The sequence below is a fragment of the Bradyrhizobium sp. IC3123 genome (assembly GCF_020193625.1).
GTDB lineage: Bacteria > Pseudomonadota > Alphaproteobacteria > Rhizobiales > Xanthobacteraceae > Bradyrhizobium > Bradyrhizobium yuanmingense.
In genome coordinates this window covers 505,882-531,931 of the sequence record NZ_JADYVF010000005.1, presented here as the reverse complement: position 1 = coordinate 531,931, position 26,050 = coordinate 505,882, and the positions used below count along the sequence as shown (strand labels likewise).

The window sequence follows — 26,050 nt, the reverse complement described above, 5'->3', positions numbered from 1 at the left end:
AGCGCTCGCCCGGAAAGGCGAACCGGCAGCACGATCGCACGCCAAAGGGCCGGACAAGTTGATCCCTTGCCGCAAAGCGCTCAAGGACGACCGCAAGCGCTGTCAGTTCAGCCTTCCAAGCAGTCTTCGGATGATCTTCCGCAAGTTTTCGGCGTACTCATCGACGACCTGACGCCTCTCGGCCGATGGCGGCAGCTGACATTCGTCGTTCCCGTCCGGCGACGGAGGATCCGTCTTGGAACTCCCGCGCATGATCGAGGCGATCGGCTTTGTCACTTTCACGGGAAGTCTGACCTCTGATGCACGACGCGCGTCGTTCAGGCTAGGTGCCAATTCCATCTGCGGCCTTCACACAAGTTAAGTCGCCGGAGCGGGTCGATCTGCATGGCTCGTCGCCGACGCATGGCGCCGCAACATTTTGCAAATCGCGGCGCGCTAGGTGCATGAGGCGGTCGGATCGCACTTCGGGCAGCGGCCGTCGGCGGCTGCGCCGAGCTGGCGGCCGAGCTCGGCCCTGAGAGCCTCCTTGTTCCATTCGGCGCCGTCGCATCTGACGATTCGCTTGGCGCGCTCGAAGGCGTGACTCTCGGCGGCGTCATCGCCGATGCGGACGATCACGTCCCGATGGAACGGGCAGGCCGTCGTCGCGCGGGTCGTCTCCAGGGCGTAGCGCACGACCTCGGTGAGATCGTCGGTGTCAATGTCGGCAAGCATGTCGGTTCTCCTGATCGGCATCCTCCCTTGTCCAGACCATGCACTGGCTTCGACGAAAACCGGCCTCGGGCTCGATGGGAGCGCCGAGGCCGATTGTTCGCGTGGCTCTTCCATCCAGGGTCTGAACTCGTCCAGCAAACCCGCGCTGCCGATCTTCGTTCCATCGAACTCTTCGGCGGAGCCGCTCTCCGGCCTGCTCCATGTTCGCGGTCTTCTGCACTCTCCGTGAAAGCGGCGCCGGGAAGGCCTCGAAATCCAAACGTCGCTCGCTCCGGCAAAGGGGACCTCGAAAAAGCGTTCCCGATGCCGACACAAGACTATCGCCGGCGTCGCAAACATGTCTTGATCCAGCTCAAGGGAGGCGGCGGTATTCGACCGAACGCTTCTCGATCGGCAACCTGCTTACAAGCGCTGCGCGATGTCTTCACCGCTGCTCGCGTCAATCCGTTCAGGACATCTGCGTAAGTATTGGCCCGCAATTTCCAGGTCGCCGCGACGGGCGCATATCTCCAGCATGGAGCGCAACGTCATCTTCAAATGCCCCCGCACGGGCGTGAACGTGCAGCACTGGATTTCCGGCACAGGCTCCGACGCCGCGGACACGCACGTCCCGGTCCGGTGTCCCGCTTGCGCCTCGCTGCACTTCGTCAATGTCGCCAGCGGCAAGACCTTGAGCGAGGGCATCGGTCGGCCACGCGCGACCACGGCGCCAGCCGGTCACAACCAGCCTGATCCATCGCGTCCTTGACTTCGTGAGCTTCGCGCAGCCGCGCCCGGATCAGATTTCCGACTGGATCCTCAAGGCATCTCAGACCCAGCCACCATCGACGATATAGTGCTGGGCGGTGCAGGCGGACGCCTCGTCGGAGGCGAGGAAGACGGTGAACTTCGCAACCTCGTCCGGCATGAGCCGGCGCTTCAGGCATTGTCGCTGCTGCAGCTCGATCTCGCCGGCCGGCGTCATCCATTTCTCGAGCTGCCGCTCGGTCATGATCCAGCCTGGCGCGATCGCATTGACGCGGATGTTGTAGGGGCCGTAGTCGCGCGCCAGCGAGCGCGTCAGCCCGATCACGCCTGACTTGCTCGCGGTGTAGGCGGCCATGCCGCCTTGTCCTGCGATCCACGACACCGAGCCGAAATTGACGATGGCGCCGGCATTGGCCGCCTTCATGTCCGGCAACACGGCCTGAGATGCGAAGAACTGGTGCTTCAGGTTCACCGCGATGCGGTCGTCCCAATAGTCCGGCGTCATCTCCTCGGTGTTGTGCCGCTCGTCATGCGCGGCATTGTTGATCAGGATGTTGATCGGGCCATGAGCCTTGCGTGCCGCGACGACGCCGGCACGCAGCGCAGGGATGTCGGTGAGATCGACATGCTGGAAATGCGCAGCCAATCCCTGCTCGGACAGCTCGCGCGCCAGGCGCTGTCCCTCCTCGACCTTGATGTCGAAGAACACCACCTTGGATTTCTGCTCCGCAAAGCGCCGCACGATCGCAGCGCCGATTCCGGCTGCGCCGCCGGTGACGAGCACGACCTTGCCGGCGAGGTCGGAATAGATCGCAGCCATTGGGCACCTCGGTTTGTTGCGGCCGGCGCGGCGCGCCGCAGCCGACTCTTTTGCGAACCTTAGCCATTCCGTTGGTGAGGTGCATAGATCAGATTTTGTGTTGCGTACCTCAAAAATTGAGGGCAGGATTGCGTTCAAAGAATAAAAGTCGTCGGGAGGATGTGATGAGATTGCTCGGGAAACTGGGACTCGCCGCTGCCGCATGCCTGCTTTGGGCCAGTTCCGCGTCAGCCGACGCCACGGTCAAATGGCTGCACATCGAGGTCAACCCGGCCCAGGTGAAGATCTGGGAGGAGGTCGCACGCAGCTATGAGGCGTCGCACCCAGGTGTGAAGGTCGAGATGCAGTTCCTCGAGAACGAGGCCTACAAGGCCAAGCTGCCGACCATCCTGCAATCCAAGGATCGGCCGCACATCATCTATAGCTGGGCCGGCGGAGTGCTGAAGACCCAGATCGAGGCCGACGTCCTGGCAGACATCACCGATTCCGTGAAAAGCGGCGGCTACAGCGACACGATCGCACCGGCAGCGCTCGCGGCTTTCACCAGCAACGCCAAGGTCTATGGCCTGCCGACCGCGCTCTCGCAGGTCGGCTTCCTCTACAACAAGGACTTGATGGCCAAGGGCAATGTCGACGCGAGCAAGATCAAGACATGGGACGATCTGCTCGGCGCAGTGAAAACGCTGAGGGCCGCGGGCGTGACGCCGATTGTGGTTGGCGGTGCCGATAAATGGCCGCTGCATTTTTACTGGACGCATCTCGCAGTGCGCATCGGCGGCAAGCCGGCCTTCGATGCAGCACTGAAGGGTGAGAATGGCGGGTTCGCCGGCGAAACCTTTCAGAAATCCGGCGAGCTGTTCAAGCAACTGGTCGATCTCCAACCCTTCCAGAACGGCTTCCTCGGCTTCAAGAATCCGCAGGCCGTCGGCTATTTCGGCGACGGCAAGGCCGCGATGATCCTGGCCATCTCGTCCTTCTATCACACCCAGCGCGCGCTCGCCGCCGACAAGGTCGGTCTCAGCGATGACAAGCTCGGCTGGTTCGATTTCCCGGTCGTACCCGGCGGCAAGGGCGAGCCGTCAGACACGCTCGGCGGCATCACCGGCTGGTTGATCACCAAGGGGTCGCCCAAGGAAGCCACCGACTTCCTCAAGTTCTTCATCTCCAAGGACGTGCAGGCGCGGCTTGCCGCCGGCAACTTCATCGTTCCCGTCGTCAAGGGCGGCGAAGCCGGTCTCAACAGCGCCTTCATGAAGCAGATCGCGGCCAATCTGGCGAAGTCCAACTATCACCAGAACTTCTATGATCAGAGCCTTGGCCCCTCGGTCGGTCGCGTCGTCAACGACGTCACGGCCGAGATCGCCGGCGGCAGCATGAGCCCGCAGAACGCAGCGAAAGCCATCGAAGCGGCGTACAAGCAGGGTAACTGACCGGTGGCGCGACGGATCGCGATGTCGTCGCCGATCGGCGTTGCCGGTGAGGCGGCCCCCCAGGTCGGGATTCGTGGCGCGGTTCGTGGCCCTGGCTGGGATGGCCGCTTCACGGTCCTGATCCTGTTCCTGCCGCCCGCGCTGCTGCTGTTCACGCTGTTCGTGGTGCTGCCGATCGGCGAGGCCGCCTGGTACTCGGGCTTCAACTGGAACGGGTTCGGCAGGCCGACGAACTGGATCGGCTTCGACAATTACCGCTTCGTGCTGGAGACGCGGGCCTTCTGGCTCGCGCTGCGCAACAACGGGCTGATCATCGCCGTTTCGCTCGCCATCCAGCTGCCGCTTGCGCTGACGCTCGCCCTCATGCTGGCCGAAAAGTTTCGTGGCGCCGTGGCGCTGCGCATGCTGTTCTTCATGCCCTATATCCTCGCCGAGATCGCGACGGGGCTGATCTTCAGCTTCGTCTATGACGGCGACTACGGCCTCGTCGCCTCGATCTGGCGCACCTTCGGCGCCGAGCCTCCGCATCTGTTGGCCTCGACCGACACGGCGATGCTGGCGGTCCTGATTGTGGTGGTCTGGAAGTATTTCGGCTTCCACATGATGCTGTTCATCGCCGCGCTCCAAAGCCTCGACAAGAACCTGGTCGAGGCCGCCCGTATCGACGGCGCGACGCGGACGCAGACGCTGCGCCACGTCGTGATCCCCTTGCTCTATCCGACGATCCGCCTGTCGGTGTTCTTCGCCATCATCGGATCCCTGCAGCTGTTCGATCTCGTCATGCCGCTGACGCGCGGCGGACCGGCGGATTCCTCGAACACGTTGGTGAGCTTTCTCTATAACAACGGCATCTCGCGCATGCGGGTCGGCTATGGCAGCGCCATCGGCGTCATCCTGTTCGCGATCTGCGTGACCTTTGCCTTCACCTACAAGCGATGGTTCATGCGCGATGAATAGTGCCGGGGCTAGAAGCGCATTCGATCCCGCAGCGCTGTTCAAGGCGCTGTTCCTCGGCTTGGTCGCGATCTTCGTCCTGGTGCCGCTGCTCGCGACCTTGCTCGGCGGCTTCAAGTCGCTCGGCGAGCTCCGTGTCAATCCATTCGGCCTGCCCGCACAATGGGAATGGCAGAACTACGCCGACATCCTGTTCTCGGCGCGCTACTGGCAGCTCCTGCGCAACTCGCTTGTCATCTCGACGCTGGCGGTGACGCTGACCCTGATCACGGCTTCGATGGCTGCGTTCACCTTCGCCCATGTCAGGTTCTTCGGTTCATCGATGCTGCTCAGCTATCTGACGTTGGGCCTGCTGTTCCCCGCTGCGACCGCCGTGCTGCCTCTGTTCATCAAGGTGCGGGATCTCGGCCTGCTCGATACTTATTTCGGCGTCGCGCTGCCGCAGGTGGCGTTCAGCCTCGCCATGAGCGTGCTGCTGCTACGCCGCTTCTTCAAGGACATCCCATATGAGCTGCTCGAGGCCGCGCTGGTCGACGGCTGCAGCTACATCAAGTTCTTCCGCTATGTGACGTTGCCCTTGTCGCGTCCGATCCTGGCGACCGTCGGCACCATCACCTTCGTCAACAGCTGGAACGCCTACCTGCTGCCGCTGGTGATGCTGAACACCGACGCGCTGTATCCCTGGCCGCTCGGCATCATGGTCTACCAGGGCGAATATTCGTCCGAATGGCACCTGATCCTGGCCTTCATCACACTCACCATCCTGCCCACGATCATTCTGTTCCTGCTGGCGCAGAAGCACATCGTGGCCGGCCTCACCGCGGGCGCGGTCAAGGGATGAGCCGTATTCTGAGGAGATAACATGAGAAAAGTCGGCATCGGAATCATCGGCTGCGGGGTGATCAGCACCGCCTATCTCAAGGCGGCCCAGCGCTTTCCGGTCATGGAGGTCAGGGCGCTCGCCGACATGCGCAGCGAGATTGCGGAACGCCAGGGCGCGGCCTTCGGCTTGCCGGGAATGCGGGTCGACCAATTGTTGAAGCGAGACGACGTCGAAATCATCGTCAATCTCACGGTGCCGCTCGCCCACACCGATGTCAGTTTGGCGGTGCTGAACGCCGGCAAGCACGTCCATTCGGAGAAGCCGCTCGGCATCAATGTCACTGAGGCGCGCAAGGTCATGGAGCTTGCCGCGCAGAAGAACCTGCGCGTCGGCTGCGCGCCCGACACGTTCCTTGGCGGCGGCCATCAGACCGCGCGCAAGCTGATCGACGACGGCGCGATCGGCACGCCCGTCGCGGGCAGCGTTTTCTTCGGCTGCCCCGGCCACGAGCGCTGGCATCCGGCGCCTGGCTTCTATTACCTGCGCGGCGGCGGGCCGATGCTCGACATGGGGCCGTATTACATCACCGATCTCGTGCAATTGCTCGGCCCGGTCGCCAGCGTGATGGGCTCGACCGCGCGCCCCAAGACCGAGCGCCTCGTGACCAGCCAGCCGATGAACGGCGCGCTGATTCCGGTCGAGGTCCCGACCCATGTCGCCGGGACGCTGGAGTTCGAAAGCGGCGCCGTCGTGTCGATCACGATGAGCTTCGACGTGCCGAAACATCGGCATGCGCCGATCGAGATCTACGGCGACAAGGGCAGCATGCTGGTGCCGGATCCAAATCGCTTCGGCGGCGAGGTGCAGGTGGCGAAGACCGGCGGCGAATGGGAGGCGATGCCGCTGACGCACGGCCACGTCGAGGGCGAGTTCCGCTCGATCGGCGTCGCCGACATGGCTGGCGCGATCCTGAACGACCGGCCGCATCGCGCCAGCGGCGCGCTCGCCCTCCACGTGCTGGAGGTGATGGAGGCGTTCCAGACTTCCGCCGACGAGGGCCGCCGCGTCAAGATCGAGAGCCGCGTCGAGCGGCCGGCGATGCTGCCGGCGGGACGCGAAACCGGACAGATCGATTGAGGGTATGACCATGCGCAAGGCAATGATTGTATGGGGTGGCTGGCCGGGACACGATCCCGATCTCTGCGCGTCGATGATCCGTGGCTGGCTGAAGGCCGAAGGCTTCGAGGTGCGGATCGAAACCACGACGGCAGCCTTTGCCGATCCCGCGATCCACGATCTGTCGCTGATCATACCGATCTACACGATGTCCAAGATCGAGAAGGCGGAAGCGCTCAACCTCTGCGATGCGGTGCGCAGCGGCGTCGGGCTAGCCGGCCATCATGGCGGCATGTGCGATGCCTTCCGCGAATCGGTCGATTACCAGTTCCTGTGCGGCGGGCAGTGGGTCGCCCATCCCGGCAACATCATCGACTACAAGGTCGACTTGACGAAGCCGGATGATCCGATCATGACGGGTCTGAAGAGCTTCGAGCATCGGTCCGAGCAATATTACATGCATGTCGATCCCGCCATCGAGGTCCTGGCAACGACGACCTTCACCGGTGAGCACGCGCCCTGGATCGAGGGCGTGGTGATGCCGGTGGTGTGGAAGAAGCGCTATGGCGCGGGGAGGGTATTCTATTCCTCGCTGGGCCACCGCGCCTACGAGCTCGACGTGCCGGAGATCCGGACGTTGATGACCCGCGGCATGCTATGGGCCGCGCGCGAATGACTGAAGGCGCGACCCAGCCGGTGCTTCGGGCCACGCTCGAGGACGTCGCGCGCGCCGCGGGCGTTTCGCTCGCCACCGTCGATCGCGTCGTCAACCGGCGCGAGGGTGTCCGCGCCAAGACCGTCGCCCGTGTCGAGGCCGCGGTGGCAAAGCTCGGCTATCGCGCCGATGTTGCCGCGGCGCGGCTCGCCCGCGGGCAGACCTTCCGTTTCGCTTTCGTGCTGCCGACCGGCAGCAACAGCTTCATGACCAACCTCAGCGAGCAGGTCGTGCGCACTGCGGACTGGCTCGCCGGCCATCGCGGCTTCATCGACATCCACCATGTCGACGTGTTCGACCCCGATGTCCTTGCCCGAGCGCTGGAGAACCTCTCGCCGGCCTATCAGGGCGTCGCCGTCATCGCGCTCGATCATCCCCGGGTGCGCGCCGCGATCGACGAGCTCGTCGCGCGCGGGGTTGCCGTGGTCACCCTGGTGTCGGACGCGCCGAGTTCGTCCCGGGTGCATTATGTCGGGATCGACAATCCGGCCGCGGGCCGCACGGCCGCCACGCTGATGGGACGCTTCCTTGCCGGGCGCGAGGGCACCGTCGCCGTGATTGCGGGATCGTTGTCGCTGCGCGACCACACCGAACGGCAGTTCGGCTTCCACCAGATCCTGTCGAGCGAGTATGCGAGCCTGTCCGCACTGCCTGTCATCGAGGGGCGCGACGACAGCGACCGCACCCGGGACCTCACGGCCGCGCTGCTCGCCCGCCATGCCGATCTCCGCGGCATCTATTGCTGCGGCGCCGGAAACCGCGGCATCGCCGATGCGCTCGAGGCCTCGGGCCGCGCGCGCGAGGTGGTCTGGATCACCCATGAGCTGACCGAGCACACCAGGCGGTTCCTGGTGCGCGGCACGCTCGACGCCGTCATCAACCAGGATGCCGGCCACGAGGCGCGGTCTGCGGCGCGAGTCCTGCTCGCGCATTGTTCTGGCGAGCCGATCAGCCCCGACCAGGAGCGCATCCGCATCGACATCTTCCTGCGGGACAATCTGCCGTAGCGTGAAGCGCACGGAAGCGCCGCGCGAGGACTACCCCTCGTACTGATCCGGCCCCATCGCCCAAGCCGACTCGTCGTGGCCGACCGCGTAATTGCGGTTGTTGAGCGCCGGATTGCGATTGACCATCGGACGCATGAACATCGGATGGGTCACTGAGCGCACCTCGTGCTCGACCGTGAACAGCTTCTTGCCGCTGTCGAGGTCGACGATGTCGCAGAACCGGTACTGGTATTGATTGTCCTCGCGCGAGATCAGCTTGCGCGCAAGCAGCTTGCGGTAGGGGCCGGAGAAGTCAGTGATGTACATCTGCACGTGGTGACCGTCATAGTCGGCTTGCGGCCGGTCGGTCTCGCGAAACAGCAGATGCTGGTTGCGGCCCGTCTTCACGGCGGCCACAGTGCCATCGCCGTTCCGCAAGCTCGCGGGCATGCCCATGACTTCAGGGTAGAAGGCGCAGATGCCGGCTGCCGATCCCTTGGGCACGTCGAACTCGACATAGGGAATGCCGAGCGCGATCCGGCCGAACCGCGCCGCGTCGGGCTCGTAGCAGCGCACGCGGTTGCCCCAGGGGCAAACCGCCTCGACATGGTCGTTATGCTCCCTGAACGCGAACGTCGTGCCCTCGAGTTTCTTCGCGACCGATGCAAGCCGCGCCAGCAGCGCCTCGCGGCCTTCGATGACGAGGCCAATATGTCCGCGCAGCACCTGCGGCCGGCCGCTCGGCAGATGAAACTGGCTCCGCCCGGCGTTGATCCACATGTTGGTGTCGGACACCATCAGGTAGGGATCGCGGGTGAGTCCGAGCCCGGCGACGTAGAACAGCGTGGCGAGGCGCTGGTCCGGGACCTGGATATTGACGTGCTCGAAATGGATGGCGTTGCCGAGATCTTCTGCGGACCGATCGAATTGTTGCGGCATGGTCGTGCGCTTCTCGCTGGGGACAAACGCGTGCATCTTAGAGCATAGTTTCCAGCCGTCGAATGCTTTCGCCGGGCCCCGGGCCATGCGATGCGAGGTGCGGCTGACGCCGTGAAGAAATAAGAAAAATACAAGGTCAAGAACTAGCCGCCTCTCGGCGGCTAGTTCTTTGGAGGGATACTCCTCCCGCGTCGTCACCTAACCGTGATCGGAAGCACATCGGAGGAGGCCGCCCTGGAGCGGTCTCTTCTTCTGCGGATTGCCCGTTATTGGCCCCGCAGTTTTTCCCCGGTCTTTTCTCCGTGATCGGTGGAGCTTTTGACTTTGCTGCCGGACGTCTTGCCGGCGCCGGTCGTCGTCTTGGGGCCGCCCTTGCCAGCGTCATTCGCCATGCTGTTATTGGTCCGATCAACGCCCGCGCTCCCGGCGCCGCCGCCACCTTGGGCCAAAGCAATCGTGGAAGTCACAGCCAACGCAGCAGCAGTCGCAATCGTCGCTAGTTTTTTCATCGGGTTCTCCTTGTTTGGACTAAAAAAACCAAGCCTCCGATGCTCGAATCGTTCCTGGCGCCTGCTCCTTTGTCGCAAGACCTGAATCCGCGCCGTCATACATGAGGGCCGGCCCATGCCTGTCTTGATCTTGCCGTGGCAGCCAGTCCCTGTAATCTCCTTGGAACAACAGGGAAGAAGCCGATGGGAGGAGTTCTGGAGGGCGTGCGCGTGCTCGATTTCGGGCGCTATATCGCCGGGCCCTATTGCGCGACCTTGCTGGCCGAGTTCGGGGCCGAGGTCATCCGGGTCGAGAAGCGCGACGGCAGCGAGGATCGGTTCGTCGCGCCGGTGGGCGAAGGCGGCGAGGGCGCGCTGTTCCTCCAGATCAACCGCAACAAGAAGGGCATCACACTCGATCCAATGAAGGCGGAAGGCCAGGAGGTGATGCGCCGCCTGATCGCGACCGCGGACGTCGTGGTCGCCAACCTGCCGCCGCAGACCCTGCGCGCGATGAAGCTCGACTACGAATCGCTGAAGGCGATCAAGCCGGACATCATCCTGACCACGGCGACCGCGTTCGGCGGGCCGGGCCCGTGGTCCGACCGCGTCGGCTTCGACGGCGTCGGCCAGGTGATGTCGGGCTCGGTGTACATGACCGGCACCGGAGATCCGCCGTACCGCGCGGCGGTGAACTGGGTCGATTTCGGCACTGCGCTGCACTGCGCGTTCGGCACGCTCGCCGCGCTGATCGAGCGCGGCAAGTCCGGGCGGGGGCAGATCGTCGAAGGCGCGCTGCTCGCAACCGCTTTGTCCTTCACCAATGCCACGCTGATCGAGCAGGCCGTCATCGACGTCAACCGCGTGCCGACGGGCAATCTCGGCCAGACCGCGGCGCCCGCCGACATCTACCGCACCAAAGACGGCTGGGTGCTCTGCCAGGTCACCGGCCATCCGCTGTTCAAGCGCTGGGCGCGGCTGATGGGCGAGGAGGATGTGTGGCTGAATGATCCGCGCTTTGCCGACGACATCAGCCGCGGCAACAACGGCCCGCTCATCAGCGAGCGGATGGCGCGCTGGTGTGCCGAGCGCACCACGCAGGAGGCCGTCGACACGCTGGGCCAGGCCATGATTCCGACCGGCCCCGTGCTCTCGCCGCAACAGGCGCTGGATCATCCGCACATCCGCGCCGCCGGCTTCATGCAGGACGTCGACTATCCGGGCTTGCCGAAGCAGGCGCCGGTCGCCCGCGCCGCGGTGCGGCTGTCGGAAACGCCGGGCGAGATCGCGCACCGTCCGCCGACGCTCGGCGAGCACACCGACCGCGTCCTCGCCGATCTCGGCTACGATGCGGACGAGATCGCGGCGCTTCGGCAGAGCGGCATCATCTAACTCACAGCAGCTGCTTCAACGCCTTTGCATCGGCGGGTGCTGCGCTCTTCTGGTCGTTGTCGAAATAGACATAGACGTCGCAGCCCTGCCGCTTCCACGACTTGATGCGCTTGGCCCATTGCGCCAGCGTGGGTTTGGTATAGTGCCCGTGATAGCGCCCGCTTGGCCCGTGTCCGCGCACATAGACGAAATCCGCTGTGCGCTTCCACGGCGCCGGCGCGTCGTGATGATCGGACAGGCACAGCGAGATGTTCTCCTCAGCCAGCATGCGCAGGATGCGCGGCTGATACCAGCTCGGATGACGAAATTCGAAACTGTAGCGGCGTTTCCGCGACAGCAGCTTGAAGAACGAGGCGAGCCGGTCCGCATTCGCCTCGAATTGCGGCGGCAGCTGGAACAGGATCGGGCCGGCCTTGCCGCCGAGCCTGGAGATGCGGTCCTCCAGCAGCTCGAGGCTGTTGACGGAGCGCTCCGACAGGCGCTTCCAGTGCGTGATGAATTTCGACGCCTTCCAGGCGAACACGAAATCGCGGCCGGTCTGCTCCCGCCATCCCGTCACCGCCTCCGGCGTTGGCGTGCGGTAGAACACCCCGTTCAGCTCCGTGGTGTCGAACTGCCCGGCATAGTAGCTGAGCTGCTGCTTCAGCGTCACGCCCTCGGGGAAGAACGGGCCGCGCCAGGAAGCGTAGTGCCAGCCCGAAGTTCCGATCAGAACGCGCGCCATGTTTTACGTACCATCCGTTGCCATTTGCCGGAGGGAACGTCCGTGCGGCCGATACGTTTCTCGTGAGCGTGAACGCGAGGACCGGAACCGATGTACGCGCTGTTCGAAGGCAACAAGCAGATCGGCAATCCCTTTCCGACCGAGAAGGAAGTGTGGGAAGCTGCCTTGATCGAGGGCCTCGTCACGGACGTCCCCATTGCGGACGAGGAGGGCGGCCACATTCTGCCGGCCGGCTATCACGTCGAGCGCATCGAAGAGACGGAGGAGACGTTCGCGCCGCGGCCGGACTGGAAGCTGCCGCGCGAGATCTCCTAAGTCAGTTCGTCGCCAGCGCCGCCTTGGCCACTTCCGCCATCCAGCTTGATGCCACGGGCAGGATCGCGTCGTTGAAATCGTAGCGCGGGCCGTGCAGCTCGGCGCCATCGCGCAATTCGCCATTGCCGATCCAGACGAAGGCGCCGGGCCGCTGCTGCAGATAATGGGCAAAATCCTCGCCGGCCATGCTAGGCGCGAGATCACGCCGCACCCGCGCCTGCACCTTCTCTGCGGCGATGCGCGCGAGGTCGGCCTCATCAGGCGTGTTGATCACGACGCCGACACCCCAGACGATCTCGGGCGTGACCTTGACGCCGAAGCTGGTCGCGATCCCGGCGCAGGTGCGCGTGATGCCGTCGAGGATGACGTCCTTGACCGCTTCGCGGTGATAGCGCAGCGTGCCGCGGATGGTGACGCGTCCGGCGATCTGGTTCGGCGCGGTGCCGCCTTCGATCGTGCACAGCGACAGCACGGCGGTGTCGAGCGGATCGACGCTGCGCGAGGTGACCGATTGCAGCGCGACGATGAGGTGCCCGGCCGCCACCAGGGGATCGCGCGTCAGATGCGGCATGCCGGCGTGCCCGGCGTGGCCCTCGATCGTGATGGTGATGCGCCCGCCGGAGGCCATGACCACGCCGTCGTGCACGGCGATGGTGCCGGCGGCAAGGCCCGGCCAGTTGTGGAAGCCGAATATCCGCTCCATCGGAAAGCGATCGAACAAGCCGGCGGCGACCATCGCGCGCGAGCCGCCAAAGCCTTCTTCGGCCGGCTGGAAGATGAAATCGACCGTGCCGCTCCAATCGGTGTCGCCCGCGAGCAGCGCTGCGGCGCCCAGCAGCGCGGCGGTATGGCCGTCATGGCCGCACGCATGCATCACGCCGGATGTCTTCGAAGCGTAGGGCAGCCCGGTATCCTCGGTGATCGGCAGCGCATCCATGTCGGCGCGCAGGCCGACCCGCCTCTGCGCGTGGCCGCGCCTCAAGGTCGCGACGATGCCGTGGCCGCCGATTCCAGCCTCGAAGGGAATGCCGAGCTCGGTGAGCTTGTTCTGCACGAACGCGGCGGTCTCTTTCTCCTGGAGCGACAGCTCCGGGTGGGCGTGAAGATGCCGCCGCCACGCGGTCAGTTTTTGGTGCAGTTCGGGGGACAAGGCAGGCGTCTCTCGCAAGGTGTCGGTTGCCGTCACCATAAAGGATTATCACCGCCATGCACCCTGCACCTTGGAATGCCTCGCGTGCAGCAATGTGCGCTTTTTCCGTCATTCCGGGGCGCGCCTCTTGGCGCGAACCCGGAATCCATCGTGCAGCGAGCTCCGCGGCCCAACAGATTCCGGGTTCGCGACTTCGTCGCGCCCCGGAATGACGAGCAATGGGTGTTACGCCAGCTTCGCCAGCCCCTTCCAGTCAAACCCGATCCCATGACCCGGCCGATCGGGCGCCAGCGCCAGCCCGTCCTTCAGCACCAGCGGATGCTCGATATACTTGTCGAGCCCGAAGCCGTGCGCCTCCAGATAGGATCGGTTCGGGCAGGCCGCGAGCAGGTGCACGGTGATGTCATGCGCGCCATGGCTGGTGACGGGCAGGTTGAACGCCTCCGCCAGCCGCGCGATCTTCATGAAGGCGCTGACGCCGCCGCAATTGGTGACGTCGGGCTCCGGGTAGGACACCGCTCCACTGGCGATGTAGTTCTTGAACTCCCACAGCGAGCGCAGATTCTCGCCCGCCGCGATCGGCACGCCGCCTGCCTGCATGATACGCACATGGCCGGCGACGTCGTCGGGGATGATCGGTTCCTCCAGCCAGGTGAGGTCGAAAGGAACGAAAGCACGCGCGGCGCGGATCGCCTCCTCGACCGTCCATTTCATGTTGGCATCCGCCATCAGCGCAAAGCCGTCGCCGAGATGCTGCCGCATCGCGGAGAGACGCGCGACATCGGACTTGAGGTCGGGCCGGCCGACCTTCATCTTGATGGCGCGAAAACCCTTGGCGAGATTGCCGTCGGTCTGCCTCAGCAGCGCATCGACGGAGAGATCGAGGTCGATGCCGCCGGCGTAGCACGGCACGTGCGCATCGAAGCCGCCGAGCAGGCGGTACAGCGGCAGCTTGGCGCGCCGCGCCTTCAGATCCCACAGCGCGATGTCGAGTGCCGAGAGCGCCAGCACCGCCGGCCCGCCGCGCCCGCCATAATGCAGCCCCCACCAGACATGATGCCAGATCGCCTCGGTATCGTCGGCCTCGCGTCCTTCGACCAGCGGCGGGATCTCGCGCTCGAGAATGTCGGCCACAGCCCCGCCGTTGCGCCCGACCGTATAGGTGTAGCCGACGCCCTCGGCGCCATCGGCATCGCGGATGCGGCAGGTGAGCAGCTCGAACGCCGTCATGTCGCCATGCGTGGAGTCCGACAGGGTGATGGGGAGGGGGATCCGGTAGAGCCCGGTCTCGATGTTTGCGATGCGTGGCATGGTGCCTCCCTGATTTTTGTTCTTCGTAGGGTGGGTTAGCCGAGCGGCTGCGCGAAGCGCAGGCCGCTGGCGTAACCCACCTCTTCTGTCTCCGCGGATACGAAGATGGTGGGTTACGCCCCGCGGTTTGCGCTTCGCGCAATCCGCGGGGCTAACCCACCTTACGCTAGACTATGAAGTCAGTCGCCTCCAGCGAGGCCGCATGCACTCCGCTCAGGGTGATGGTATCATTGGCAGTGAGCTGAATCACCGCATTGCCCGAGCTGTCATCGCTGATGAGGCCGGACAGGGTCGCCCAGTCGGCAAAACCGTAGTCGTGCAGGTTGATCACGTCGAGTTCCCCCGCGGTGCTGCCGACCGCGATGTTGCCTTGATTGAAGTCGTTGATGACGTCGTTGCCGGAGCCGGCCGTGAAGACGAAAACATCGTTGTTCGGTCCGCCCCACAGCTGATCATTACCCGCGCCGCCGTTCAGCGTGTCCGTGCCGCCGGTGATAGAGCCAGGGGTAGATGGCGCATAAGTCCGCGCATCGCCGTAGAGATGATCAGTGAACTCTCCGCCATTGAGGATGTCATTGCCGCCACGCGCACTGCCGGACATGTTCATGGCGTCGCCAATCAGCTGGGAGCCGTAGACGGCCGGCGGCGGCTCGCCGCCATTCGTCACGAAGGTCAGGGTATCGTTGCCACCCTGGGCATTGCCGGTCAATGACGTGAGCGAATCGCCGGCCAGCGTTCCACCTCCGATCGCCATGCCGCTGCTGATGCCGAGCGTGAGGTCGTCGTTGCCACCGATTGTATTGCCGGTCATGGCACCGATGGCATCCCCACTGAGGGTCGCCGTGCTTTCGTATGCATATTCGAATACGTTCAGCGTGTCGTTGCCGCCATGCGCGTTGTCGCTCATGGATCCCCCGGCATCGCCGCTGAACACGTTCTCGAAGGCGCGCCCACCGGTCACGCCTGTCAGCGTGTCATTGCCGCCTTGCGTGTTGCCCGACATGTCGCCTCCGGCATCTCCGTAAATGGAGATGTTGGAGCGGAAATTGCCGCCGGCGTCGGCGGTGAGCGTGTCGCTGCCGCCTGCAGCATTGCCCAACATGGTCTCGGCGTCGCCCATAATGGTGGCGCCGCTAAAGGGATAATCCACGTTCGCCGTGAGCGTGTCGTTGCCGCCGTGGGAATTGCCCTGCATGACCGTGTCTTCGCCGATCAGCGTAACGAACACGTCCGTGTTGAGGATGGTTGCCGTCACCGTGTCGTTCCCGCCCCAGCCGTCGATCGGGAAGTTGGGATCTCCGACGATGGTCGCGGTTTGGCTGAAGTCCGGAAAGGTGAGGATCAGGGTGTCGTTCGGCATCGTGCGCATGGCGCATCACTCCCATTTCATGTCAGTCGCGTGACTCTGAAAACAGCGGAGGTCTCGGCGAGACGCACTGCGGTCACGCTTGGATCTGAATCTACTTGGAGTTGATGGCGGAGGTTTGCTCCTGACTCGGTTTGATTGCGGCCGAGGAACCGCGTGACGGTGCTCGCCATCGATGGCAGCACGGGACAGGTGCGGACTTCACGGAAACCGCGATCGACTCGTTAGATCAGAGCCGTGTTAAAGCGCTATGACGTGCCGTTTGCCATCTCACCGCATCGTCGCGAGCTGCACCGCCAGCGCGCAGGCGCGGTCGTATTCGTCGAGATTGATCCATTCGTCGACCGTGTGCGCCTCGTTCTGGCCGGCACCGAAGGTCACGGTCGGAACGCCGTGGCGGACCATCCAGTTGGCGTCCAGGCCGCCATTGGCGGCGCGCACGTTCGCCGTTCCGCCCACGGCAGACACCGCCTCGATCGCGCGTTTGACCACCGGCAGGTTCTCCTTCATGCGGAACGGATAATAGTCGGTCTCGGCCTTGAATTTGACCTTGCCGGACTTGCCTTGCGCGTTGGTGACCTTCTTGGCCGCCTTCTCGAACGCGGCCTTGTAGGCCTTGGTGATCTCCTTGAAGAATTTTCCGTCGTGGCTGCGGCTCTCGCCGCGCACATGCACGTAGTCGGTGACGACATTGGTTGCATCGCCCGCGGGGCGGCCTTCGCCGCCGGTGACCGGGCCGACATTGCTGGTGCCTTGCCTCTTGCCCTTCACGACCTTGCCGAACCAGCCGCCGGCCTTCACGTCCGCAAGCGCCAGCGCCATGATCATGGTCGAGGAGATGCCGCGCTCGGGTGCGACGCCGGCATGCGAGGCGCGGCCGAAGATCTCGACGGTCCAACGGTCGGCGCCGACGGCCCCGATCACGACGTTGGAGGCCGAGCCGCCGTCATAGTTGAACGCCATCACGGGCTTGCCGAGCTCGTCGAGCTTGACGTGCCGCGCGCCATAGAGCCCGCTCTCCTCGCGCACGCAGAACAACAGCGTGATCGGCGGATGATCGAGCTTCTGCTTTTGGAGCTCGGCGGCCAGCGTCACCAGCACGCCGCAGCCGCAGCGATTGTCGCCGCCGAGCGCGGTCTTGGCGTCGTTGACGATCTTGCGCCCCGTCAACTTTGGCTTGGCACCGGCGCACAGCGGCACCGTGTCCATGTGGGTCATGAACATGATGCGTGGATGGTTGTGCAGCGCGCCGCGGCCGGGCAGGTCGACGATGAGGTTGCCGGTCTCGGTCGGCACCGGAATGCGCGTGTTGGCGTCATCGAGCCGGATCGCCTTCGCCGGCACACCGCTCTCCTTCAGCGCAGCCGTGAGCTCCCGCCCGATCGCCGCCTCCTGCCCGGTGACGCCCTCCACGGCGAGGAAGCGCATGAGACGATCGGTGGCGGCTTTGGTGTCGACAGGCATGGACTCGAATTCCCTTGATGCGGATGGCGGCGCAGCATCTCCTGCGCTTCCGCATTTCGCAAGGGGCTCAGACGCGCTGCGTGTAGATCAAGAAAATCAGCACGCCGACCGCCAGTGCCGCCGCCATGAACAGCAGCACCGCCGGCAGCCCCGCGAGTGCGGCCACCGCGCCGGTGACGGATTGCATCAGCGCAGTGCCGAGAAAGAAGGCGAGATTGACGGCCGCAAGCGCCTTGCCGGCGACCTGCGCATCGACGAGTTGCCTGGACATGCCGAACAGCAGCGGCTGCGCCGAGGTGAAGAGCCCGATGAGCACGAACAATGCCAGATCGTAGGAGGGCGGCATGACGTTCACGCCGAACAGCCATGCAACGGCAAAGTGCGGCGCTCCCAGCGCCATCAGCGCGAGCAGTAGCGCCGCGATCGCATGCGTGCCGGCGACCAGCTCGCGGCGGCGGCCGAGCCTGCGGTCGATCATGCCGACGAGCAGCGGGCCTGCGATCATCGCCAGCGTGAACGCGCCGAGCTGGTTGCCGGCCTCGATCCGCGTCAGGCCCTTGATCTCCATCAGCCAGGGTCCTCCCCACAGGCCGCGCAGCACCAGCGTGCTCGCCAGCGACACCATCGCCAGCGCGATCACGCCGCGCAGCGGCCGTGACAGGCCGAGCCTGACCACATCGATCATCTGCGACAGCGGCGAGGACTCGTCCTTGTGCTCGGCCGGCTGGTGCGGCACCAGTACGAACACCGCCAGCGCGACGAGGATGCCGCCGATTGCGGAGATCCAGAACCCGGCGCGCCAGCCGTAAGTATCGATCACGAAAGCGAGCGGGCTCGCCGACAGCAGCATGCCGATATTGCCGATCGAGAGGATGGCGCCCGACCACAATCCGAATCGCGCCGCCGACAATTGCTTGGCTGCGAGCGTCATCGGGCACATCAGCATGCCCGAGGTGGCGACGCCGAGCAGCAGTTGCCCGACGGCGAAGCTCTCGGGCCCCGTCGCAAACCCCGAGGCCATCGCGCCGAACACGGTTCCCGCCAGCAGGGCGAGCGACACCGGCCGCACGCCGAACCGGTCCATCGCCGCGCCGACCGGGATCTGCGAGGCTGCAAAGGCAAAGTGGTAGACCGACGTGAGGCTCGCCAGCGCCTGCGGCTCGATGTGGAAATCCGCCGCCATCAGGTCGAGGCTCACCGCCGGAATGGTGCGCAGCAGGGTCGACAGCATGTGGCCGCAGGCGAGCGCGACCAGCGCGAAGATCAGCGCGCGGGTGGCGGTGCCCGCGTTGTCGGCGGTGGTCATGAGCGTCCCGTCCCGAGAAGGTCTTGGGTTGGGTTACAGGATTGAGGGCGAAGTGCCAACCTCGAGAGGTTGATCAGGTTGCCGGAGATCATTGGTGGCTCATTGAGGGGGCCGTTTTGGCCCAGGGCGCGGACTCATAACGTCCGGCCGGCCCAAGGCGGATAGATGCACGAAGCCCACGGTAGTGTCCTGCAAGCCTGTAGTAGTGCGCCGCCACCTGATGGCACTGCTTGAAGCACGTCGAAGGGGTTGCGAGCGCGACAATGGCTAAAGCAGATCGGATCGCTGCGATCGCTTTTCGACCGGACGACGTTCATTCAATCGTGGCATGCCGCGCGACTTGTTCGGCAGCATCGGCAGAATGGCAAGCCATTCATTGCCTGTGAGTTCGGAGCGCAGGTTTCGGCCTCTTCCGACTGGTCGCTTGAATCATGGCCCGGATGGCAGGCTCAACCGGTCGCATTGCATCCGAAAGCGGACCTGTTGTGGTCACCTCGCCTCGCCGCTCGTGACGCACTGCGGACGTGCTGCGGCGGCTACGGCGACAGAAAAAATGGTATGGTGGTTCGCGGCTCAACGTATGGAAATTTACCCATTTCGTGGGCATATAGTTTGACTGCTAGAGCTAAGTTGGTGGGCATTGCAACTCGTCACGGTGACGAGGGGGAGGATTATGCCGATAAACAAGATGCCGGATTATCCCTCGTACATTGGCTATTGCTTTCTTTGGCTGGTTGCGGGTTTCGTCGTTTGGCTCATTAGCATCGCGCTGTTCTGGTCCGGACACTGGATCATTGGCGTTATCGCCATTCTCGCGACAATCGCTCTCTATTTCCGTCACGGAATGGCAATCGCAAAGCAGCGGGAACGAAGGCTGCGGTTTTCATACGGCGCCCACTATCGCCGATATTCTCTCCGAGAGCTTTTCGGCACACTGTTTCCACGTCGCAACGAGAGCTGATCCGGCGCAACTCAGACTTCCGCTTCCGGCCCGATTGGAGACGTACTTGCGTCCAATTTGAGCGATGGCAGGACCGACCTTGACCCGCAACGGGCATCAATGGCCTTGACCCGGTGCGGCCTACCTTTTGGTTTGATAGGCTTCCCTCAGGGGCGCCCCCCGCGCGCGAATCCGGACTTCCGCTGTTGGCCCATCACTGCCGCATGGTACGGGTGGAGAGGGCAAATGCGGTTATACAATCAACTGCCGACGAGATTATCGGCGAATTGCAGCGCTGGGTGAAAAGGCCACATTTCTACCAGAACTCAATCGCACGATCGATGGGACGTTTACGGTTGTGATCGCAACGGCGTGGTCAGTAGCAGATGGCACGCTTAACGGCCGGCGTCACCGAAGATGGCATGCTCGCAAGCTAAAGTTGGCGTGTTCGAAGCCGCAACTAAGCTTAACTATGAGGGGATCGTCTCCAAGCGTGTCGATGCTCCTACACGATAAAGTCCGTCGCATGCAGGTCCGCCGTTCGGACGCCCTGCAGCGTTATCGTATCGCTCGCGGTAAGGTGAATCACAGCGTTTCCGGAGCCATCGTCGGTGATCAAGCTCTTCAGCGCCGTCCAATCCGCAAATCCGTAGTCCTGCACGTCGATCAGGTCGTGCTCGCCCGCCGTGCTGCCGACGATATCATTTCCTTGATTGAAGTCATGTATCAGATCTTGTCCCGAGCCCTTGTCGAACGCGAAGATGTCGCTGTTCGGTCCGCCCCACATCTCGTCATTGCCGCCTTTGCCGTTCAGGATGTCCTTGCCGCCTATGATCGAACCTGGGGCCGCTGGATCGTAGGTTCGGGCATCGCCCATCAACGTGTCGACGTACGATCCGCCCGTGAGGACATCGTTGCCCCCCTGCGCGTTGCCGGACATGGAATCGACATCGCCAATCAGCAGGAAGGAATAGAAGTGAAGATTGCCGTGGAAATCGACAACGGTGAGGGTATCGTTCCCGCCACGGGCTCCACCCGACAGCCCGCCCCCGTCGCCGTATAATCTGCCGCCTCCGGTTTGGGCTTCGTCCCCGATTGTGAAGGTGAGATTGTCGTTCCCGCCGCGCGCATGATCGGTCAGGCCGAAGGCATCGCCGTACAGAAGAGCCGAGCCGGTCTGGCCGGTCTGGAGAGCGATCAGCGTGTCATTGCCGCCATGGACGTGCCCGGACATGGTTGCTCCATCACCGATCAGTGTGTTCAATGATCGGCCACCGAACGCGCCGATGACGATGTCGTTACCGCCCTGCACGTGATCCGACATGGCGCCCTCGGCGTCGCCATAGAGTGTGAAGCCGCTGCGAACCGAGCTCGTGCTGTCGCCGATCACCGTGTCGTTGCCGCCCTTAGCGTGGCCTGACATGGATTGTGCATCGCCGTCTACGATGACGGTATTGAGCGAGCCCGTGATGTTCACCCTGAGTGTGTCGTTGCCACCGTGGGATCGATCCAGCAGGGTCGCCGTATCGCCCACCAGATTGACGAACGTCATGCTCTCGATGTTAATCGTAATGTTATCGTTGCCGCCACGCGCATTGGCCGGGAACTCAGGGTCGCCGAATAAAGTTTCGAAGCTAACTTGCGGGAGGGTCAGCGTGATCGTGTCGTTGGGCAAACGGCGCATGGCAACTCCAATTTCAAAGGCGGAGAGGACGTGATGATGTGAGGATCGCTTCAACGGTCAAAGCTACGTCGGGTTGATGACCGAGATGCGCTCGGAATTGGACTTGATTGCGACCGCCGCGCGCCCTCACGCTGGCAGCGGCTTGCCAACAGAGGTTGGAGGTTTGGCGGCAACTGTTAGCCGCGGCGTCCCCTGAGGCGCTGCCGCTAGATGTCGCTTTACAGTGTTAGAGCGGACGTTTGCAGTGGAACGCCAGACCGACGCTTCTGACCCAAAGGGGACATGCGCATTCATCGCCACCTCCACCAGGCTTCACCTCACAACCGCGTGCCGCCTGCGGCCCACCGAAAGTTTGACCGGCAATAAAGACGGTTGCACTATTAGGTCAGGGTTCTCGACGACCGTGTCATTCAGTTTGATACCTCGCCCCAAGATCATCCTCCTCCCTTCGCCTTTGGAACTGGTCAAACCCGTACGAACCAGCAATTCCAGCAAGGGTATTCCGCGGTCGCGCTCTGCACCATTCAACTCCAACGTCGGCACACCGACCGGCACACCGTGTCCTTCGAACGCCTGCCGCGCGGTAGCGGCTGCATGCTTCGCGGCGTCGATACCATGGACGAGAGCCGTGGCTTCAGTTGCAAGCCGCTCTTTAACGGAGTTTATCTCAGATCCGTCGTTCTCGAGCTTCCCTATCTCGACTGTAGAAAGGTCCGTAAACAGTCTGAGAAACCGACCGACGTCAGCATCTTCTGTGTTTCGCCAGAACTGCCAGTATTCGTAAGGTGACAAGCGGTCCGCGTTCAACCACACGGCTCCTGCTGCGGTTTTGCCCATCTTCGCTCCCGAAGCGGTCGTTAACAGCGGAGCAGTCAGCCCAAACACTTCCTTCCTGTCCAATCGCCGTATCAGGTCGATTCCGCTCACGATGTTACCCCATTGATCAGCTCCCCCCATTTGCAAGCCGCAATCGCATCGACGGGAAAGCTCCAGAAAATCGAACGCCTGAAGAATCATGTAATTGAACTCTAGGAAGGTCAGATTCTCCTGTTTCCCAAGTCTCGATTTCACGCTGTCGAACGAGAGCATCCGATTGATCGAGAAGTGCCGCCCGACCTCGCGAAGCATGTCGATCCAGTGGACACCGTCCAACCAATCGGCATTGTTGACCATCACAGCGTCGGTTGGGCCGTCGCCAAAAGTCAAAAGGCGTTCGAACACGGTTCTGATGCCGTCGATATTCGCGGCAATCTGCGCATCAGTCAGCATGGGGCGAGCATCGGAACGGAAGCTTGGATCACCAATTCTGGTGGTACCCCCGCCGATCAAAACAATCGGTCTATGGCCCGCCTGCTGAAGACGGCGCAACGTCATGATCGGCAGAAGGTGACCAACGTGCAGGCTGTCCGCCGTCGCGTCGAACCCGACATAAGCGGTGACGGTGCCCGCTTCAAACGCGGCGTCGATGCCAGCTAAGTTGGTAGCTTGATTTAAGTGGCCGCGTTCGATCAGCGTTCTCAGAGCCTGAGATCGGGGCTGGAATTGGTCGACTGAAAACCCAAAATCTTTCATCGGAATCTCCTGGAATTGCCGTCAGGAGGTCTCCGGAATAACAAAGCCGCCCGACGGCGGCTTGTTTCAAGACATGATCGAAACGCGCCGCTCCCTATGGAAACGTCGCGTAATACTTGGCTGCGATTTGCACAAACTCGATCATGCAGAGCCTTTAAAGCAGCATCGTTGCAAATGCAACTGTTTTATCCCGCGTGCGATGGTGCGCAGCAAGGTCGACAGCATGTGGCCGCAGGCGAGCGCGACCAGCGCGAAGATCAGCGCGCGGGTGGCGGTGCCCGCGTTGTCGGCGGTGGTCATGAGCGTCCCGTCCCGAGAAGGTCTTGGGTTGGGTTACATGATCGAGGGGGGCGGGCGCCAAGGGCGGCAGCGGGACCCCCTCATGCCGGAATATGGCTTCTCCGTATCATAGGGTGAATGACCAGGCAGGAGGCCGGTGATCGGATGCGCTGCCGCGTGCGTGACGGCCGCTGCCTCGGCGGGCTTATCGCAGCCGTCGTGAACCGGAACGAGCGCAAAGACTTTATCTCGGGAACACGTGGTATCCTGCTCACCAGGAAGCGCCACGACATGCGGTGGCAACGGCAATGTCCTCGTCCGAGAGTACAAGTCAGACGACCAGCGACGCGGCCCGCCGAGAGCGGCGACGGAGCAATTTCCTTCTGTTGATTCTCGCCGTTGGATTTCTCGTCTTCGGCGTCGCGGCGGGTGCGCTCTATTACGCCTTGCGGCCGGAGGTTCTCCGGATCGCCGTCGGGCCGCCTGGCAGCGACGACTGCAAAGTCATTCAGGCGATGACCGATGCGTTCGCCAGCGAAAGCCGAACCGTCAGGCTGCGTCCGATCAAGGCCGACGGAGCGATGGAAGCTCTCGCCCTGCTCGGGTCAGGGAAGGCCGATCTTGCCGTCGGCCGCGGAGACCTGGACATGCCGGCCGAGGCGCAGACCGTCGCGCTCGTACGCAAGAACTTCGTCGTGCTCTGGGCACCTTCCGGACTTGCGGGCAAGGGTTTGAAAAGAAAGCCGTCGCCGAAGATCAACGAGGTCGCCGATCTCTCGGGGCGCCGTGTCGGCGTGATCGGGCGGACGCCGGTGAATCCCGCGCTGCTGCGCGTCATCCTGAGCGCCTCTGGAGTGCAGCCCGACAAGGTCGCCGTGGCACAATTCGGCACCGACCAAATCGATGAGCTCGCGCGCGATCTCACCCTCGATGCCTTCATGGCGGTCGGGCCCCTCGACAGCAAGATCACCTCCGACGCCGTTGCCGCGACGGCGCGAGCGCGCGGCGAGCCGAAGTTTCTCGCCATCGATGCATCGGAAGCGATCGCCATCAGGCATCCCCGGTATGAATCAGAGGAGATTCCGCCCAGCGTCTTCAATGCGAATCCAGCCTGGCCAGGCGAGAAGGTTGAAACTGTCAGTGTCAGCCATCTGATCGTGGCGAGAAAGAGCCTGCCCGAAGCAACGATCGCCGCGTTTTTCCGTCAGCTGTTTGTCGTTCGTCAGGCGATCGCGAGGCAGGTCCCTGGCGCTGCGCACATCACCAAACCCGACCCCGAGAAGGACGGCGAGCTGCAGGTCCACCAGGGCGCGGCGGCCGTCATCGACGGCAACGAACGCACGTTTCTCGACCGGTATGGCGACTATTTCTGGTTCGGACTCCTGCTTCTCTCCGGAATCGGATCCGCCGCCGCGTGGCTGCGCCGCTACTTGAACCGCGACGAAAGGGACGACAACACCAGCCACCGCAACAGAATCCTGGCCATGATTTCCAGCGCGAGGACCGCGGAATCCAATCAGGAGCTCGTGGCATTGCGGCGCGAGGCCGATACCATCATCGCCGAGACGCTCGAATGCTACGACGACGGCGCGATCGAGCAAGAGGAGCTTGCGGCCTTCGGACTGGTGCTCGACCTCCTGAGCAATGCCATTGCCGAGAGACGAGCCGCATTGCAACGGTCCAATCTCGAAACGGTTCGGGGCGCGGTAGCGAGCCACGGTGGTACGCCGCGGGGATGAAGTGTCGTAGGTGCCTCCGGTGTGCGCGCGGCGGTTGCACTAGTCGCCTCGGCATACTCGCCTTCGCCATCGAAAGCTTCCGCCCACCGACATAGGAACAAAAGGACATCGTCTCTCTTACCTCGGTTAAGGAGACCCGATCATGCTGTCCTCGAGACCACCACGGCCCATTCGCACAACGCTCGATCTTGCGAGCGCCGAGCAGGTCAAGTCGGTCCGCAGGCGGCTTCGCATCTCCAATGCCGATCTGGTCAGGATCGTCGACAAGATTGGCAACTCTCTGGCGGCCATCGAGAAGGAAGTGGAGCTCGAAAAACTGGCTGCTCGGCAGTGCAATGCCAGGGACGCGGCGACGGCCGTCGAATGAATCAAAGCCATCACGTCGAAAAGGGAGAATTGCGATGAACGGTCTGATCTACCTCATAGGACTCGTCGTTGTGATCGCGGCCATTCTTTCGTTCTTTGGCTTGCGGTGAGCGCGGCGGCCCTGCAGCCTGACGCACCACCAAGCCCGGTGAAGTAATCTCGCGTGCACCAAATGGTTGATCCGCACCAGGTCCATACCATCATCGCGACGACGGCTTGCGCGTTCTTCAAGGACGCTCCCGACGCTCAAATCGGCACTGAGGAAGCCAAGCTGCTGGCCAAGCAAATCACTGAAGCGCTGAACGCAGCTGGGCTGCAGATTGTCCCTGTGGCTCCGGCAAATACACGGCCCTAGTTCTATGGCTGCGGCACCGAGCTTTCTGGCTTAAGGCTCCATCAGAGCTTCGTTTTCTTGAGGTCATGTCTCGCGCCGGAATGGCGTCATCCGCGTCGCTCCTGGGCCGCAATCTATTTCAACTCGATCAGCAGCTTCCAAGCGTCCTCCAGCAAGGCCTTCATCCGGTGTCGCTCGGCGCGGGCGTCCGGTGTGCACATTCCATGTTGATATGCATTCCGGTTGCCCTTCGGAGCGCCCGATCTTGGCGCGCCGCCATGCATGCGGCAGCGGCGCTTGCCGTGCACGGCTGGCGCGCGGCACGCGAGACCGCGGCGCGTCTGCGCCCCGCAGCGCGGGCTCGACTGCATTGCAT

The 26,050-nt window shown here is 63.4% G+C and carries 25 protein-coding genes and 1 pseudogene; 11 read left to right on the top strand and 15 right to left on the bottom strand.

The window, feature by feature from the left end; all coding sequences use genetic code 11:
• Positions 1 to 435 precede the first annotated feature (435 nt).
• Together I6F20_RS19990 and I6F20_RS19985 are read right to left on the bottom strand one after the other, a co-directional pair.
• Positions 436 to 714 (bottom strand): hypothetical protein, encoded by a 279-nt coding sequence (locus I6F20_RS19990; RefSeq protein WP_036026108.1) that lies wholly within the window; start codon positions 712 to 714, stop codon positions 436 to 438.
• An 808-nt stretch (positions 715 to 1,522) separates the two neighbouring features.
• Positions 1,523 to 2,281, bottom strand: coding sequence for an SDR family NAD(P)-dependent oxidoreductase (locus tag I6F20_RS19985; RefSeq protein WP_225127522.1), 759 nt, complete (start codon positions 2,279 to 2,281; stop codon positions 1,523 to 1,525).
• Positions 2,282 to 2,445: 164 nt separating this feature from the next.
• Between I6F20_RS19985 and I6F20_RS19980 the strand changes: the two genes are divergently transcribed.
• The 6 genes from I6F20_RS19980 to I6F20_RS19955 are packed head-to-tail and all read left to right on the top strand — an operon-like array spanning position 2,446 to position 8,326.
• Entirely contained in the window at positions 2,446 to 3,711 is a 1,266-nt protein-coding gene (locus tag I6F20_RS19980) for an extracellular solute-binding protein (protein WP_225127520.1), read from the top strand.
• A gap of 3 nt (positions 3,712 to 3,714) precedes the next feature.
• A complete protein-coding gene (locus tag I6F20_RS19975) occupies positions 3,715 to 4,668 on the top strand; it encodes a carbohydrate ABC transporter permease (protein ID WP_225127518.1) in 954 nt (317 codons plus the stop codon).
• Positions 4,661 to 5,506, top strand: a complete 846-nt coding sequence (locus I6F20_RS19970) for a carbohydrate ABC transporter permease (protein ID WP_225127517.1) — start codon at positions 4,661 to 4,663, stop codon at positions 5,504 to 5,506. Before I6F20_RS19975 ends, I6F20_RS19970 begins: the two co-directional genes overlap by 8 nt.
• 21 nt (positions 5,507 to 5,527) lie before the next feature.
• A complete protein-coding gene (locus I6F20_RS19965) occupies positions 5,528 to 6,625 on the top strand; it encodes a Gfo/Idh/MocA family protein (RefSeq protein WP_225127516.1) in 1,098 nt (365 codons plus the stop codon).
• Positions 6,626 to 6,635: 10 nt separating this feature from the next.
• Positions 6,636 to 7,280 (top strand): ThuA domain-containing protein, encoded by a 645-nt coding sequence (locus tag I6F20_RS19960; protein WP_036004213.1) that lies wholly within the window; start codon positions 6,636 to 6,638, stop codon positions 7,278 to 7,280.
• Positions 7,277 to 8,326, top strand: coding sequence for a LacI family DNA-binding transcriptional regulator (locus I6F20_RS19955; protein WP_225127515.1), 1,050 nt, complete (start codon positions 7,277 to 7,279; stop codon positions 8,324 to 8,326). Before I6F20_RS19960 ends, I6F20_RS19955 begins: the two co-directional genes overlap by 4 nt.
• Before the next feature lie 30 nt (positions 8,327 to 8,356).
• Here I6F20_RS19955 and I6F20_RS19950 read toward each other — a convergent pair whose 3' ends face one another.
• Both I6F20_RS19950 and I6F20_RS19945 read right to left on the bottom strand, forming a co-directional pair.
• Positions 8,357 to 9,244 (bottom strand): VOC family protein, encoded by an 888-nt coding sequence (locus I6F20_RS19950; protein ID WP_225127514.1) that lies wholly within the window; start codon positions 9,242 to 9,244, stop codon positions 8,357 to 8,359.
• Between the two features lie 266 nt (positions 9,245 to 9,510).
• The gene (locus tag I6F20_RS19945) at positions 9,511 to 9,753 is read right to left on the bottom strand and encodes a hypothetical protein (protein ID WP_156446846.1); all 243 of its coding nucleotides are present in this window, start codon (positions 9,751 to 9,753) and stop codon (positions 9,511 to 9,513) included.
• A 183-nt stretch (positions 9,754 to 9,936) separates the two neighbouring features.
• On the opposite strand from I6F20_RS19945, the gene I6F20_RS19940 reads away from it, so the two are divergent.
• Positions 9,937 to 11,124, top strand: coding sequence for a CaiB/BaiF CoA transferase family protein (locus tag I6F20_RS19940; RefSeq protein ID WP_225127513.1), 1,188 nt, complete (start codon positions 9,937 to 9,939; stop codon positions 11,122 to 11,124).
• A 1-nt stretch (position 11,125) separates the two neighbouring features.
• On the opposite strand, the gene I6F20_RS19935 is transcribed toward I6F20_RS19940, so the two are convergent.
• Entirely contained in the window at positions 11,126 to 11,848 is a 723-nt protein-coding gene (locus I6F20_RS19935; RefSeq protein ID WP_225127512.1) for a DUF72 domain-containing protein, read from the bottom strand.
• Positions 11,849 to 11,938: 90 nt separating this feature from the next.
• On the opposite strand from I6F20_RS19935, the gene I6F20_RS19930 reads away from it, so the two are divergent.
• A complete protein-coding gene (locus I6F20_RS19930; RefSeq protein WP_036026065.1) occupies positions 11,939 to 12,163 on the top strand; it encodes a hypothetical protein in 225 nt (74 codons plus the stop codon).
• A 1-nt stretch (position 12,164) separates the two neighbouring features.
• Here the strand turns inward: I6F20_RS19930 and I6F20_RS19925 are convergent, their stop codons facing one another.
• The 9 genes and pseudogenes from I6F20_RS19925 to I6F20_RS19890 form a co-directional block, all read right to left on the bottom strand.
• Entirely contained in the window at positions 12,165 to 13,313 is a 1,149-nt protein-coding gene (locus I6F20_RS19925; RefSeq protein ID WP_225127511.1) for an amidohydrolase, read from the bottom strand.
• A gap of 225 nt (positions 13,314 to 13,538) precedes the next feature.
• Positions 13,539 to 14,624, bottom strand: a complete 1,086-nt coding sequence (locus I6F20_RS19920) for a mandelate racemase/muconate lactonizing enzyme family protein (protein ID WP_225127510.1) — start codon at positions 14,622 to 14,624, stop codon at positions 13,539 to 13,541.
• 166 nt (positions 14,625 to 14,790) lie between these two features.
• Positions 14,791 to 15,993 (bottom strand): calcium-binding protein, encoded by a 1,203-nt coding sequence (locus tag I6F20_RS19915; RefSeq protein WP_225127509.1) that lies wholly within the window; start codon positions 15,991 to 15,993, stop codon positions 14,791 to 14,793.
• Between the two features lie 267 nt (positions 15,994 to 16,260).
• Entirely contained in the window at positions 16,261 to 17,454 is a 1,194-nt protein-coding gene (locus tag I6F20_RS19910; RefSeq protein WP_225127508.1) for a M20/M25/M40 family metallo-hydrolase, read from the bottom strand.
• A gap of 67 nt (positions 17,455 to 17,521) precedes the next feature.
• Positions 17,522 to 18,760: an MFS transporter gene (locus I6F20_RS19905; RefSeq protein ID WP_225127506.1), complete on the bottom strand. Its 1,239-nt coding sequence runs from the start codon at positions 18,758 to 18,760 to the stop codon at positions 17,522 to 17,524.
• A gap of 88 nt (positions 18,761 to 18,848) precedes the next feature.
• A pseudogene (locus I6F20_RS38380) lies at positions 18,849 to 19,059 on the bottom strand (hypothetical protein); the annotation flags it as partial.
• 1,146 nt (positions 19,060 to 20,205) lie between these two features.
• A complete protein-coding gene (locus tag I6F20_RS19900) occupies positions 20,206 to 21,384 on the bottom strand; it encodes a calcium-binding protein (protein WP_225112714.1) in 1,179 nt (392 codons plus the stop codon).
• Positions 21,385 to 21,696: 312 nt separating this feature from the next.
• Positions 21,697 to 22,956 (bottom strand): tyrosine--tRNA ligase, encoded by a 1,260-nt coding sequence (tyrS, locus tag I6F20_RS19895; protein WP_225127504.1) that lies wholly within the window; start codon positions 22,954 to 22,956, stop codon positions 21,697 to 21,699.
• 141 nt (positions 22,957 to 23,097) lie between these two features.
• A complete protein-coding gene (locus I6F20_RS19890; RefSeq protein ID WP_225127503.1) occupies positions 23,098 to 23,256 on the bottom strand; it encodes a hypothetical protein in 159 nt (52 codons plus the stop codon).
• Between the two features lie 287 nt (positions 23,257 to 23,543).
• Between I6F20_RS19890 and I6F20_RS19885 the strand changes: the two genes are divergently transcribed.
• From I6F20_RS19885 to I6F20_RS19875, 3 genes are all read left to right on the top strand, one after another.
• Positions 23,544 to 24,974 carry an ABC transporter substrate-binding protein gene (locus I6F20_RS19885; RefSeq protein ID WP_225127501.1) on the top strand — a complete coding sequence of 477 codons (1,431 nt, stop codon included), beginning with the start codon at positions 23,544 to 23,546 and terminating at the stop codon, positions 24,972 to 24,974.
• 142 nt (positions 24,975 to 25,116) lie between these two features.
• Complete coding sequence (locus I6F20_RS19880) at positions 25,117 to 25,341, top strand: hypothetical protein (RefSeq protein WP_225112710.1); 225 nt, start codon at positions 25,117 to 25,119, stop codon at positions 25,339 to 25,341.
• Positions 25,342 to 25,512: 171 nt separating this feature from the next.
• Positions 25,513 to 25,695 carry a hypothetical protein gene (locus tag I6F20_RS19875; RefSeq protein ID WP_225127500.1) on the top strand — a complete coding sequence of 61 codons (183 nt, stop codon included), beginning with the start codon at positions 25,513 to 25,515 and terminating at the stop codon, positions 25,693 to 25,695.
• A 113-nt stretch (positions 25,696 to 25,808) separates the two neighbouring features.
• Here the strand turns inward: I6F20_RS19875 and I6F20_RS37965 are convergent, their stop codons facing one another.
• Positions 25,809 to 26,045 carry an HGGxSTG domain-containing protein gene (locus I6F20_RS37965; protein WP_275945393.1) on the bottom strand — a complete coding sequence of 79 codons (237 nt, stop codon included), beginning with the start codon at positions 26,043 to 26,045 and terminating at the stop codon, positions 25,809 to 25,811.
• Between the last annotated feature and the right edge of the window lie 5 nt (positions 26,046 to 26,050).